The organism is Streptomyces sp. NBC_00984, from assembly GCF_045162475.1.
In the GTDB taxonomy this organism is placed as follows: domain Bacteria; phylum Actinomycetota; class Actinomycetes; order Streptomycetales; family Streptomycetaceae; genus Streptomyces.
This window is the reverse complement of the sequence record NZ_CP108734.1, coordinates 7936176-7948835: the sequence shown is the minus strand read 5'-3', so window position 1 is coordinate 7948835 and position 12660 is coordinate 7936176. Positions and strand designations below refer to the sequence as shown.

General features: G+C 70.8%; 13 protein-coding genes and 2 pseudogenes. 7 read left to right on the top strand and 8 right to left on the bottom strand.

The window, feature by feature from the left end; translation table 11 throughout:
* Window positions 1–11 precede the first annotated feature (11 nt).
* The 3 genes from OG520_RS35425 (at window position 12) to OG520_RS35415 (ending at window position 1733) form a co-directional block, all read left to right on the top strand.
* Window positions 12–710 carry a phosphatase PAP2 family protein gene (locus OG520_RS35425; protein WP_399331896.1) on the top strand — a complete coding sequence of 233 codons (699 nt, stop codon included), beginning with the start codon at window positions 12–14 and terminating at the stop codon, window positions 708–710.
* Window positions 711–782: 72 nt separating this feature from the next.
* Window positions 783–1484, top strand: a complete 702-nt coding sequence (locus OG520_RS35420; RefSeq protein WP_406015826.1) for an HAD family hydrolase — start codon at window positions 783–785, stop codon at window positions 1482–1484.
* 69 nt (window positions 1485–1553) lie between these two features.
* On the top strand, window positions 1554–1733 hold the full coding sequence (locus tag OG520_RS35415; protein WP_399331892.1) for a hypothetical protein: 180 nt from the start codon (window positions 1554–1556) through the stop codon (window positions 1731–1733).
* Window positions 1734–1913: 180 nt separating this feature from the next.
* Here the strand turns inward: OG520_RS35415 and OG520_RS35410 are convergent, their stop codons facing one another.
* Window positions 1914–3404 (bottom strand): LVIVD repeat-containing protein, encoded by a 1491-nt coding sequence (locus OG520_RS35410; protein WP_406015825.1) that lies wholly within the window; start codon window positions 3402–3404, stop codon window positions 1914–1916.
* 200 nt (window positions 3405–3604) lie between these two features.
* Between OG520_RS35410 and OG520_RS35405 the strand changes: the two genes are divergently transcribed.
* Both OG520_RS35405 and OG520_RS35400 read left to right on the top strand, forming a co-directional pair.
* Entirely contained in the window at window positions 3605–4291 is a 687-nt protein-coding gene (locus tag OG520_RS35405) for a DUF305 domain-containing protein (RefSeq protein WP_406015824.1), read from the top strand.
* A 77-nt stretch (window positions 4292–4368) separates the two neighbouring features.
* Window positions 4369–5784 (top strand): FAD-dependent oxidoreductase, encoded by a 1416-nt coding sequence (locus OG520_RS35400; RefSeq protein ID WP_406015823.1) that lies wholly within the window; start codon window positions 4369–4371, stop codon window positions 5782–5784.
* A 2-nt stretch (window positions 5785–5786) separates the two neighbouring features.
* Here OG520_RS35400 and OG520_RS35395 read toward each other — a convergent pair whose 3' ends face one another.
* Window positions 5787–6167 carry an ArsR/SmtB family transcription factor gene (locus OG520_RS35395; protein WP_406015822.1) on the bottom strand — a complete coding sequence of 127 codons (381 nt, stop codon included), beginning with the start codon at window positions 6165–6167 and terminating at the stop codon, window positions 5787–5789.
* 515 nt (window positions 6168–6682) lie between these two features.
* Window positions 6683–7099 (bottom strand): acyl-CoA thioesterase, encoded by a 417-nt coding sequence (locus tag OG520_RS35390; protein WP_406015821.1) that lies wholly within the window; start codon window positions 7097–7099, stop codon window positions 6683–6685.
* Between the two features lie 145 nt (window positions 7100–7244).
* Between OG520_RS35390 and OG520_RS35385 the strand changes: the two are divergent.
* Window positions 7245–7763, top strand: a pseudogene (locus OG520_RS35385) (carbohydrate binding domain-containing protein); the annotation flags it as partial.
* Here OG520_RS35385 and OG520_RS35380 read toward each other — a convergent pair.
* From OG520_RS35380 to OG520_RS35365, 4 genes and pseudogenes are all read right to left on the bottom strand, one after another.
* A pseudogene (locus OG520_RS35380) lies at window positions 7762–7881 on the bottom strand (LacI family transcriptional regulator); the annotation flags it as partial. The pseudogenes OG520_RS35385 and OG520_RS35380 overlap by 2 nt on opposite strands.
* Before the next feature lie 443 nt (window positions 7882–8324).
* Complete coding sequence (locus tag OG520_RS35375; RefSeq protein WP_406015820.1) at window positions 8325–9422, bottom strand: NADH:flavin oxidoreductase/NADH oxidase; 1098 nt, start codon at window positions 9420–9422, stop codon at window positions 8325–8327.
* 193 nt (window positions 9423–9615) lie between these two features.
* Window positions 9616–10005 (bottom strand): hypothetical protein, encoded by a 390-nt coding sequence (locus OG520_RS35370; RefSeq protein ID WP_406015819.1) that lies wholly within the window; start codon window positions 10003–10005, stop codon window positions 9616–9618.
* Window positions 10006–10131: 126 nt separating this feature from the next.
* Window positions 10132–10908, bottom strand: coding sequence for a methyltransferase domain-containing protein (locus OG520_RS35365; RefSeq protein WP_399331876.1), 777 nt, complete (start codon window positions 10906–10908; stop codon window positions 10132–10134).
* Window positions 10909–11315: 407 nt separating this feature from the next.
* On the opposite strand from OG520_RS35365, the gene OG520_RS35360 reads away from it, so the two are divergent.
* Window positions 11316–11888, top strand: a complete 573-nt coding sequence (locus OG520_RS35360) for a GNAT family N-acetyltransferase (protein WP_406015818.1) — start codon at window positions 11316–11318, stop codon at window positions 11886–11888.
* On the opposite strand, the gene OG520_RS35355 is transcribed toward OG520_RS35360, so the two are convergent.
* Complete coding sequence (locus tag OG520_RS35355; RefSeq protein WP_406015817.1) at window positions 11876–12592, bottom strand: cupin domain-containing protein; 717 nt, start codon at window positions 12590–12592, stop codon at window positions 11876–11878. The two genes, OG520_RS35360 and OG520_RS35355, sit on opposite strands and share 13 nt — an antisense overlap.
* Window positions 12593–12660: the final 68 nt, after the last annotated feature.

Sequence of the window (12660 nt, the reverse complement as noted above, 5' to 3'; positions counted from 1 at the left end):
AAGATCGCCCCATGCCGTCCCCGCAGCTCTCCCCGCCGGCCCGTTCCCGTTCCCGTGTCACGCCTTTCGGAACGGGTGCGGTCTGCACGTTTCTCGCACTGATCGTGCTGGTCCTCGTCGCCGTGCGCTGGTCACCGCTGATGACTCTGGACCGTTCCGTCGCGGACGCCCTGCACCGCAGGGCGGTGGCCGAGCCCGGCCTGGTTCACGCCAACCGGATCCTGACCGACTGGGCATGGGATCCGTGGACCATGCGCGCCCTGATCGCGGTGGCCGTGGTGGTGCTGTGGTGGCGCGGGGCACGGCTGCTCGCGGTGTGGGTGGCGGCGACGTGCGTGCTGGGCACGCTGGTGCAGCAGGGGCTGAAGTCCGCGGTCGGCCGGGCGCGGCCAAGGTGGCCCGACCCGGTGGACTCCGCGCATTACGCGGCGTTCCCCTCCGGTCACGCGATGACGGCGATGGTGAGCTGCGGTCTGCTGCTCTGGTTGCTGCGCCGGTACGGCGCCGGGCCCCGGCTGTGGCGGACGGCGCTGGTCGTGGCGTGCGTCTCGGTCGTCGGAGTGGGCCTGACACGGCTCTACCTGGGTGTGCACTGGTTGAGCGACGTACTGGGCGGCTGGCTGCTGGGGGCGGCCCTGGTCGGCTTCTCGATCGCCGGATTCGCCCGTTACGAGCGGCGCGGCGGGCCACGCCCGCCCCGCGGTTCCTGAACCCGCCCCATTCCCCCTGGAGGGAACCGGTCGGCCTTGTCGCGCCGCCCCGCACCGGGGAGGATCTCAGCCATGCAGATCAAGGGTGTGCTCTTCGACTTCTCCGGGACTCTCTTCCGTATCGAATCGGTCCGGTCCTGGTTGCGCGCGGTCCTCGCCGAGCGGGGGGTGACGGTGAGCGAGGCCGACTTCGAGCGGTACGCGAGCGAGCTGGAGGCCGCCGGGGCGCTGCCGGGCGGCCCGCTTCCCCAGCACGTCCCCGCCCGGCTCACCGCCGCGTGGGCCACCCGTGACGAGAGCGCGGAACTGCACCGGGAGGCCTACACCGGACTGGCCCGGCAGGTGGACCTGCCGGATCCCGGACTGTACGACGCGCTGTACGAGCGGCACCGGTCACCCGCCGCCTGGCGGCCGTACCCGGACGCGGCGGAGGTGCTGGGCGCGCTGCACGACAGCGGCGTCCGGATCGGCGTGGTCAGCAACATCGGCTGGGACCTGCGGCCGGTCTTCCGGGCGCACGGCCTGGACGCCCCGGTCGACGCCTACGTCCTGTCGTACGAGCACGGCGTCCAGAAGCCGGACACACGTCTCTTCCACACGGCCTGCACATTTCTCGGGGTGGATCCGGCGGATGTGGTGATGGTCGGCGACGACCGGCACGCGGACGGCGGGGCCGCGGCACTGGGCTGTGACGTACGGTTCGTGCACCATCTGCCGGTGTCGGAGCGGCCCGACGGGCTGCGGACGCTCGGACTGGTGCCGGGCGTTGCCTGACAGACATGTGAGAGATGTCCCTGACGCCCAATGGGTCTGATTGTCACATCGGGGCCTTAGCCTGTATCCATGTCCCGTTCTCCGCGCTCCTCCGATTCCACGCGCACCGCCGCCGTGGTGAACAAAGAGATCCGCGACCTGTGGCAGCGCTCGGGCGGCTGCCTGTCCCCGGAGGACGAGGAGCAGTACCAGCGGCTGCTGGTGGAGTGGGCCGCGGTGACGGGCGGCAGCGCCAGGTCCGCCGCCTGACCCGGCTCCCCTCCGCCGGTTCTGTTCCTCGGGCTCCCGCACTCCGGTCGCGCCGCGACGGCCCGAGCACGCCGGGTGAGACACGCCGCGGCGTCCCGCAGGGCGGGGGAACCGCCCTGCGGGACGCCTGCGGTGCTCGGTGGCGCCGGCCGTTGTCGGCCGGGTGGAGGATCCGGCCGGTCAGCGGTCGAAGTAGTCCGGCTGCGTCTGCACATTGAGCTCGTCCAGCCGCACCCGCTTCGCCGGGTCGGTCCGCCGGTCGTCGAGCTTCAGGACGTCGAAGCCCTTGGCGATGTCGTTGGAGTAGATGTAGCCGTTGTAGTAGTACGCCGACCAGGGGCCGGCCGTGGTGACGGCGTCGGTGCTGACCGGGCCGCGCTCGAAGTATCCGATCTCCTTCGGCTTCGACGAGTCCGTGAAGTCCCACACCGACACCCCGCCCTGGTACCAGGCCTGGACCATCAGGTCGCGACCCTTGACCGGGATGATCGAACCGTTGTGGGCGACGCAGACCTCGGTGTCGGCCTGCGGGCGGTCGATCTTGAAGTAGCTGCGGAAGACCAGCTTGCGGTGGTCGCCCCTGCCGACGATGTCGTAGATGCCGTTGGCACCGCGCTTCGGGCCGATCTCCTCGTTGCAGGTGGCCGCGCCACCGCCGCCGAGCTCATCGGTGAAGACGACCTTGTCCGTCGTCTGGTTGAACGTCGCCGAGTGCCAGAACGCGAAGTTCACGTTGTCCTGCACCCGGTCGATGATCTTCGGGTTCTCCGGGTCCTTGATGGAGAACAGCAGGCCGTCACCCATGCAGGCACCGGCGGCCAGGTCCTTCGAGGGCAGCACGGTGATGTCGTGGCACCCGGTGGTCCTGGAGACGCCGGGGTTGTCCGGAGCACCCGGGTTGCCGCCGTCCGGGAAGAGCACCGGGAAGTTCACGACAGCGGCCTTCTCGGGCGCGTTGCGCGGCACCTTGATGACGGAGATGCCGTCGTGCGGCGGCTGGCAGTCGGGGAACGTCGCGCTCGGCGAGTACGAGGAGACGTACACGTACACGTTCTTGCGCTCGGGGACCAGTGTGTGGGTGTGCGATCCGCACGCGGTCTCGACGGCGGCGACGTACTTCGGGTTGCGCTTGTCGCTGATGTCGAAGACCTTCATGCCCTCCCAGGATGACTTCTCCGTGGCGGGCTGGGTGGTGCTGGTGCAGGAGTTGTCGCTGCGCGAGGAGTCGGTGGACAGGAAGAGCAGGTTGCCCGAGACCGAGATGTCGTTCTGCGAGCCGGGGCAGAGGACCTGTGCGACCGTCTTCGGGGACCTGGGGTTGCTGATGTCGAAGATCCGGAAGCCGTCGTAGTTTCCGGCGAAGGCGTACTTCCCCTGGAAGGCCAGGTCCGTGTTGATGCCCTTGAGCGCGTCCTTCGGAACGTTGGCCAGATGGGTGATGTTGCCGCTGTGGACGATCTCGTCCACCCCGGGTACTTCGCCGCTGTTGATGGCGGCCGTGGCTTCGGCCTGCTGGGCGGCGGAGACATCGGTTCGGGCCGCGCCCGTGTCACCGGGGTCGGGCGTCGCGGTCGCGGGTCCGGCCATCAGCAGAGTGGCCAGCAGGCCGGCGGCGGCCGCCGCCACACCCAGGTGTCTGCGCCGCACCGGGCTCGTGTGCAACGAAATCACTGCGTCCTCCCATGTATCCGAACGTAGTTGAACGGTTCACGGTCCTCGGCAGTATCGTCCTTCCCATGGTGATCCCAACAGATGGCAACAGAGACGTGATGAAAGTGTCCGACCACTGCCGTGCGGAAGCGCGCTGAGGGCTGTCCCGTGATCGACCAGGGATTGTGGGACAGCCCTCAGCACGGTCGACAGCCACCCATATGGCCATGGAGGTCCACTTGTTGATCCGCCGTCAGACCATGTGTGTACGCAAATCCGTTCTCGTCGCGGCAGCCGTGTGCGCCGCCCTCACCCTCTCCGCGTGTGATGCGGGAGACGGCGAAAGCCGTACGAAGGCGCAGGCCGGCGGGGGCCCTTCGGTGGTGGCGCCCGGAAAGCCGGGTGAGCCCGCACGGACTCTTTCCGCCGAGGAGGCCGCGAAGGCCGCCGGGGACGGCACCCCCAACTCTGCCGACTACCGCTATGCGCAGATGATGATCCAACACCACGCCCAGGCCCTTGAGTTGACCGCACTCGTCCCGTCCCGCTCCGGATCCTCCTCGGTCAAGCGGCTCACCGAGCGCATCACCGCAAGCCAGAAGCCGGAGATCGGCGCCATGGAAGGGTGGCTCGTGCACAACGACGGTGAGGGGCGCACATCCGCCCACGATCACTCGGCGATGCCCGGGATGGCGACCCCCGCACAGCTGAAGCGGTTGCGCACGGCGGACGGCGCGGCCTTCGACAAGCTCTTCCTGAAGTTGATGATCACCCACCACCAGGGAGCGATCACGATGGCGACCGAGGTGCTCGCGGAAGGAAACAACGTGCAGATCGAGGAGATGGCCGGGGACGTCGTCGCCCAGCAGACGGTGGAGATCAACAGAATGCGCACGATGTCGTCCTGACGAGGCTCCGGGCGCGCCTCTCCCCCGTTCCGCCCACCGGTGCCATGCTGGAGAGATCCTCCGGGAAGAGGTGCACCGTGCTCCGTGTCGCCGTCGTCGGCTCCGGTCCGAGCGGGGTCTACACCGCCCAGGCCCTGATCGCGCAGGACCGGGTCCCCGACGTCCGGGTCCATGTGCTGGACCGGCTTCCCTGCCCGTACGGCCTGGTGCGGTACGGCGTCGCCCCGGACCACGAGAAGATCAAGTCGCTGCAGAACAGCCTGCGGACCGTTCTGGAACACGAGCGGATCACCTTCCTCGGGAATGTCGAGGTGGGCGGCGGCGGGATTCCGCCCGAGCGGCTCGGCGAGCTCTACGACGCGGTGGTCTACTGCGTCGGGGCCGCGACCGACCGCGCTCTCGCCGTCCCCGGCGAGGATCTGCCCGGCAGCTGTTCCGCCACCGAGTTCGTCTCCTGGTACAGCGCGCACCCCGACGCGGCCGCCGACGGCTTCGCGCTCCGGGCCCGTTCGGTCGTGGTGATCGGGGTCGGCAACGTGGCGGTGGACGTGGCACGGATCCTCTCGCGGGGCGCGCGGGAGCTGCGCCCCACCGATGTGCCGCACGGTGCGCTCGGGGCGCTGGCCGGCAGCCGGGTGCGCGAGGTCCACATGGCGGGCAGACGCGGACCGTCACAGGCCAGGTTCACCACCAAGGAACTGCGCGAGCTGGGCGGTCTGCCCCGGGTCCGGGTCGTGGTGGACGAAGCGGAGCTCGCCCGCGATCCGGCGTACGCCGATCCGTCCCCCCGGGCCCCTGCCCTGTCCTCGCCTCCGAACGCGCCGCCCCCGACGGCGGCGGCGCGGCGCAACGTGGAGGTCCTGCGCGGCTGGGCCGCGGCCGACGCCGAAGGGGCGGGCACCGGCGGGCATCCGGTGCGCACCATCCACCTGCGGTTCTTTCTGCGTCCCGTCGAGCTGCTGGAGCGGGACGGCCGGGTGGCCGGGGTGCGGTTCGCCCGTACCGTGCCGGACGGCAGCGGGGGCGTGCGCGACGCCGGTACGTACGAGGACATCGACGCCCAGCTCGTGCTGCGGGCGGTCGGCTACCGCGGGATTCCGCTGCCCGGCCTGCCCTTCGACCCGGTACGCGGAACAGTGCCGCATCTGGCGGGGCGGGTGCTGCGGGACGGGGTGCCGTCGCCCGGGGAGTACGTCGCCGGGTGGATCAAGCGGGGGCCGACCGGGGTGATCGGCTCGAACCGGTCGTGCGCGAAGGAGACCGTGGCTTCGCTGCTCGACGACGCCCCGCTGCTCGCGCGGCGCACGTCGGCACCCGATCCGGTGGCGGCGCTGCGGGCATGGGGGCTGCGGCCGGTGGAGTGGGAGGGCTGGCTGTCCATCGAGCGGGCGGAGGCGGAACTGGGCCGGTCGCTGGGCCGGGAGCGGGTGAAGATCCCGGACTGGGCGGGGCTGCTGAGCGCCGCGCGAGGTGGCGGCCGGGACGGATCGTGAGGCTATCGGTCCTCGCCGATGCGCTGGACCTGGCGGTTCGCCGCGTCGAGGACACGGTCGAGCAGCCCGGGGAACAGCGCCTCCAGGTCGTCCCGTCGCAAGCCGTTCATCTTGGCGGTGCCACGGTAGATCTGCTGGACGATCCCGCTCTCGCGCAGCACCCGGAAGTGGTGCGTGGATGTGGATTTGGACACCGGCAGATCGAAACGCGAGCAGGTGAGTTCGGACTCGGCCGCGGCCAGCTCGCGGACGATGCGCAGTCGCATCGGGTCGGAGAGCGCGTGGAGTACCGCTTCGATGCGGATCTCGTCCCGCACGGGATGGTCGAGCACGCGGCCACCGGCCTCGGCGGCGCTTGCGGCGGGGGCGCTGGCGGGGGTCACGACGGCTCCACTTCCTGGGCTTGTTCCGGTTCCACGACCGGGATCGTTCCGGTCTCCCATAATACGAGACCCATCGTAGTTCGACTGGCACTCGCAGGTCGACTGGTACTTCGACACGCACCGGACAGTGGGACTGTCCCGTCTCGGCCCGTGCGGTCCGTACGTGATGCCGCCTCGCGGGCTTCGATGAGCTCATCCATGTGACCTCCGCCCAGCCGCGCGCCGTGTCCAGCAGGCCGAGCAGGCTCCGGCCGAGCGGGGTCGGTCCGTACCGCGGTGCTGCGTACCGCGGCCGGCGCGCTGGACTGGCCGGCCGTCAGCCCGGCCGGAAACTTCGGCCACGAGAGGGCACGCTCCGGCCGGGCCGACCACGGCCGCGGTCGGCCCGGCCGCCCGGAACTCCTACGGTGACTTCGCCGTGGCCCTGCTCGACCCGACGAGGCCGATGCCCCTCGCCACCACCGCACGCACATCGGGATCGAGGAGATCCGACCGGACCGACCGGCGGCCGTCCGTCACTGGCTCAGCAGCTCCGGGTTGTCGGCGAGCGAGGCGAGATGACCGGCCGGATCGGCGATCAGCTTGCGGGCCGTCAGGTCGAGCATCCCCGCCACGCCCGTGACCTCGGCGGCGACGGTGCCGTCCTCCTTGAGGATCTGCTGCGAGACCATGAACGTCTTCCCCTCGCCGTACACGAACCGGCAGGTCACCCGCACCCGGTCGCCGCCGCGGAGTTCCCGCAGGAACTTCACCGTCGTCTCCAGCGCGACCGGCCCGACGCCGCTGGCCAGCAGCTTGTCCTGCGGCAGGCCGGCGGCGCGCAGGAGTTCCCAGCGTGCGTGCTCCGCGTACTGCAAATAGACGGCCTGGTTCAAATGTCCCTGCGTGTCGAGCTCGTAGCCCCGGACGGTCACGTCAACAAAGTAGGTCATGAACGTCCCAACCCCGTTGCACAGTCCGCCATTCCCAGTATCCACGGCACTGCCCGCGCCGTACCTCCTACGCACCTGTCATGTCCAGATAACTTCGCCACCGCAAGAGATTGCAGCAAAGTTCCGGCAGATCTTGCCCATCGAAATGGGCTGCTCGCCCGAACCCCGAGGCGCGTCAGGGTTCTCCGGCTGCCGCGGCCCCGGCCGTGGCCCTCCCCACGCGACGGTCTTCTACTACACGAAGACCAGGAACTGGTCGGCGTACGACCTGCATTACGCGCCCGACGGCGGCTCGTGGACGACCGCGCCCGCAGTGCGGATGGAGGCCGCCTGCTCCGACCGGGTGAGACCGTCTGTCCGGGCAGCGCGTCCGGACTGGCCGCAACGTTCAACAACGGCTCGGGCACCTGGGACAACAACGCCGGAAAGAACTACGCGTTGGGCACCGGCAATATCACCGTCAGGGACGGGGTCGTGGCCCGCAGCGACCCGTGCGCCGGCACCGGCCCGAATCTCTCGCCCTCGCCCACGGACACCGGCACCGCCTCGGTCTACTGCTCGACGACCACCGTCGGCTGGTCCACCGTCAATATCCACTACCAGCCGGCGGGCGGGATCGTGGACCGCCGCGCCGGGCATGGGCATGGGCATGGAGGCAGCCTGCTGTCCCCGCCCGCGTCGTCCGGGGTCTCCGACTTGGAGCAGCCGGAGGCGGCCAGCGTGGCGGTAGCGGCGAGGAGGCAGGCCAGGGCGAGGGTACGGGTTCGGCGCTGGATCAGCATGCGCGGGACGCTTCTTGGCGGGAGGACGGCACGCTCGCCGGCGTGCGGTGGGGGCATGGCGGCTCGGTTTACAACGCTATATAGGCGGTGTGACACGAGCGGCAAGACGTCGTCGAGTTGTTTCCGCGAGGCGCCGAACCCACCTTGCGGAATGTCGAACTCCCTTATGGAGCAAGGCCGCAGGCACCTTCCGCCTCGCTCCTGCTGCCGGGATCGTTGTGCGGACGGGTGGCGCCGACGGCCGGAGCGCCGATCGTGCTGCCCCCGCCCTGCGGGCGGTCGGCGGCGCTCGGGAGGAGCGGCGTGCCGACACCCCGGCCTCCCAGGTCTGAGACGATCGGGCGCATGAGGGGATGGACGGGCCGCACCAGCCCGGAGCCCCGTGACGCTGCGCGCCGTGGGGACCGGCCGGGCCGGTGCGGCACAGGTGATGGTCCGAGTCGTCAGACCGCGCGGAGATACTGCTCCGGCTTGCGGAGTTCACCGCCGAGTTCACGGGCCGCCTCCTGGGCCCACGACGGGCTGCGCAGCAGCTCGCGCCCGAGGAGAACGGCGTCCGCCCGCCCCTCGGTGAGGATCTTCTCGGCCTGCTGCGGCTCGGTGATCAGACCCACCGCCGCGACAGGCAGCGAGGTCTCGGCCCTGACCCGCTCGGCAAAGGGAACCTGGTACCCCGGCCCGGTCCCGATACGGGCACGCGGGGCGTTTCCGCCACTGGAGACATCCAGCAGGTCGACCCCGTGAGCCTGGAGCCGGACGGCCAGCCGCACGGTCTCCTCGACCGTCCAGCCCTCCCGCTCGTCCTCGTCGTTCTCCGTGAGCCAGTCCGTCGCGGAGATCCGGAAGAAAATGGGCAGCCCTTCCGGCCAGACCTCACGCACTGCGTCGACGACCTGCAGAGCAAGGCGGACACGGTTCTCGAAACTGCCGCCGTACTCGTCGGTGCGCCGGTTGCTGTGCGGAGAGAGGAACTGCCCGATGAGGTAACCGTGGGCGCCGTGCACCTCGGCCACCTCGAACCCCGCTTCGAGAGCGCGGCGCGCGGCCTCGCGGAACTGCTCGACGACACCCTGGATCTCATCCGTGGTCAGCTCGTGCGGCACGGGGTGACCGTCGTCGAACGGCAGCGGACTGGGAGCGACGGGCGTCCAGCCGTACGCCTCCGGCCCGACCGGATGGCCGCCCAGCCAGGGAGCCGCCGTGGAGCCCTTGCGCCCGGCGTGCGCGAGCTGGATGCCGGGGACGGACCCCTGCCCCTTGATGAAGTCCGTGATCCTGCGGAGCGCGGCGACCTGGATGTCGTTCCAGATGCCGAGGTCGGCGGGGCTGATCCGGCCCTCGGGGCTGACGGCCGTCGCCTCGGTGAGGATGAGCCCGGTTCCCCCTATGGCGCGCGCCGCGAGGTGGGCGAAGTGCCAGTCGGTCGCGACGCCCGCGTCCGGGCCCTCCGGCGCGGCGCTGTACTGGCACATGGGCGCCATCCAGACCCGGTTGGGAATGACGAGCGACCGCAGGGTGTAGGGCTCGAAGAGGGCACTCACGTCGGACTCCGTTTCGACGGGTACGGAAGAATCGCTAGTACGATACATCCCGTACTACGACACCCGTCAAATTACGATGCCTCTCGTACAAGGACTCGGGCCGGGACGGATTCGACCCGTCGTCGGAATCGGGCCGACCGGCCGGACTCACGCCCCTGGGACCGGCGGGACGGGGCCGACAGCGCCGGCGGGGTCAGTGACTTCCGGCGCGCCGCCGGAGCGTGATGTCCGCGTCCGTGTCATAGCCCTGGGTCCAGCTGCGCCCGGCGCCGGACTTCCAGGTGACGTGGACGGTGGCCCCGTCGACCTTGATGTCGTCCACCGTCATGGCCCGGTCGCCGTCCCGCACGTCCCCTCGGCGCAGCTCGCCCGCCTTGACAGTGACGGGCTGCGCCGATCGCGCGCTGTCGGCCTCGTCCGCCGCGAAGGTGAGCGCCGCCGCCAGCTCCCGGGCGCGGGCGGGGGTGCAGATCAGCGACAGCGCACCCGACGGCGCCACGGCCCTGATCCCGACCCGCGCTCCGACGGAGTTCACCTCCAGGGCCGCTCCGCGCCCCTCGGCGTCCTCGATCCCGCTCGTCATCGCTCCACTCTTCCCTTCGCCGGCCGATTCATCGGTCCAGTACAGCTCGTCGGCACCCGCTCGGTTTCATCGGCCCCGTACAGCCTGGGGCTTTCCGGGCGGACGGCGCCACTTCCGGAACGCGCCCTACGACTCGGCCACGACGATGTAGAAGGTCACGACTGCCAGGAAGGGACCATCGGTGAGGTGGTCCAGCCAGCGTCGTGCCGCTTCCTCGGTGAAGTATCCGGCGCCGACGGCTCGACGCGCGGTGCGCTCCAGACCGAGAATCCCGTCGGCGGCCCGGACATCCCGGAAAACGGGGCTGACCGGGACGACCATGGGCACGGTGAATCCCGCGTCCGTCGCCAGTCGGGCGAGCTGGCTGCCGATGCGGGCGTTGCGGACGGCTTCGTCCGTGACGTACTGGGTATAGGCGCGCGTCAGGCCGCTGTCCGGATGGTCGACCGTCAAGGTTCCCCAGTCCGGTTCGGCCATGACGAGCCGCCCGCCCGGCCGGAGCACACGCCGGGCCTCGCGGAGCGCTCGGACAGGATCGGCGACGTGCTGGAGAACCCGGTCGGTGCGGGCCCGGTCGGCGGTGTGGTCCGGCAGCGGCAGATCGTGGAGGTCGCCGAGCCGAACGGTCACGTTGCTCCGCTCCGCGGCGCGATCCCTTGCGGCATCGACCGCGGCCTGGTCGTGGTCGATGCCGATCACCGTGCCCGTCCCGGTGACAGCCTCGGCGAGCGCACCGAGGTCGGTGCCGGGGCCGCAGCCGAGGTCGAGCGCCGTCTCGCCCGGACGGATGCCGAGTTCGTCGAGCACGTGCCTCTTGTAGGACCGGCCCAGATCGGTCGCGGCGACCCGGTCGAGGTAGGCGAACTCATCGGGAGTGACAGTCTCGAACACGAAGGAGGTCATGGGCTCCAGTCAACCAAATCCGGCGAACAGTCGGGCTTGCACGGCGAGTTCGCAACCTGATCGCTCGGACCGACACGGTCCGGCACCACGACGACCTCACCCTCCCCCCTCATCACGAGATGCGCTGTTCCGGGGCCAGTGCCTCGCCTGTCTGCCGGTGCGTCACCTTGTGCCGGACACATGTGGACAGGCGCTTCGGCTCGGGCCGGCCCAGGTCGTGCGGGAGCCGGGCCGGAGCGCGAACGACCTTGCCGGTCGGCGGAGTTCGCAGCGATGGGCGTTCGATCAGAGCGCCGAGGGTGCTGGCCGCCACTGACGACGCGGGCGCCGCGGCCCGGCGACGGCGGCCTCGGGGGCCGTGGGTATTGCGTTGCGGACCGTCCGGGCCCTGCGTAGCGTCGTCCGCCATGACAGCCCTTGCCCTGCACACCGCACGACTGCGCCTGGAGCCGTACACGCCCGACGACGAGGAGGAATTCGTCGCGCTGTTCCAGGACACCCGGGTCTCCCGTTGGATGGGGGAAGGCCCCATGACGGAGGCCGAGGACCGCGCCCTGTTCGGGCGGATCTTCAGCAAGGTGTACGCACAGGGCCTCTTCGATGTCTGGGCGGTTCGGCACGAAGGCCGGTTCGTCGGCCACGCGGAGATCAAGCCGTCCCCGGACGTCGGCGGGCACGAGATCGTCTACGCACTGGTCGCCGCCGCGTGGGGGCAGGGGTTCGGCACCGAGATCGCGCGGGCACTGACCGGGTACGGCTTCGACACGCTCGGGCTCACCGAGGTGCATGCCACGGTGGCCCCCGGGAACGCCGCGTCACTGGCGCTGCTGGGCCGGATCGGTTTCCGGCAGGTCCGGGACATGATGGAGGAGGACGGCAGCACCACCCGGGTCCTGACCCGTTCCGCCGCCTTCGACGCTGCCGATATCACCATCGCCGGCACCGCTCGTGACGCCGCTGGAGCCGGTCAGCCCCGGTAGACGTCCAGACGGCCGCACATGCCGAACTTCCTGTGCGCGGAGGGCTGTTCGGCGTGCACGCAGGCGTCGGCGAGGTAGTCGCCGTCGCCGCGTGCCACGGCGTCGAGCTGGGCGCCGGTCACCTCGGAGGCAGCAGCGGCCCCCCGCTGCCAGCGCCCACGCCACTCCTCGGCTCTCGGGCGCACGAGTGCGGCCGCGGCCCGGTGGAATGCGGCGAGCGGCCCGGGGTCGCCCGCTTCGGTGGCCCGGCGCAGGGCGAGAAAGCCCTCGACGGCGAGATCGCGGCGGGCGCGGGCGGCCCGTTCCTGATCCGCCTCCGAGCCGTCCGCGGGCAGGGCGACCGCCGCCCGATAGGCCTCGGGGTCGGCCAGGTGGTCCGGCGGCAGGGTGAGCACGGCGTCGCCCGCCTCCGGCAGCCCGCTGTTCTCCATGAGGACGACGATGCGCAGCCCGTCCTCGTTGACGAGCCGGTGGATCGTGCCCGGCGTGAACCACACCAGCGCACCCGGCGCCAGTGGCGTCTGCCGGAATCCCGACGTGGTGAGGGTCTGCACCGAGCCCGTGCCCCCGACCACCACGTACCCCTCGGAACAGGTGAGGTGGAGATGGGGTGTCCCGCCGCGCAGGCCGTCCGCGGTGGGCCAGTCGTATACCCGCAGGTGGGACACGGCGACGGCGCCGGGCAGCCCTTCGAAGGTCGGCACAGCTGCTCCTCGGTCTCTCTGCCATGAGGCCCGCGCGGGGTTCGCGCGGGGACGCCATGAAGTTCGGC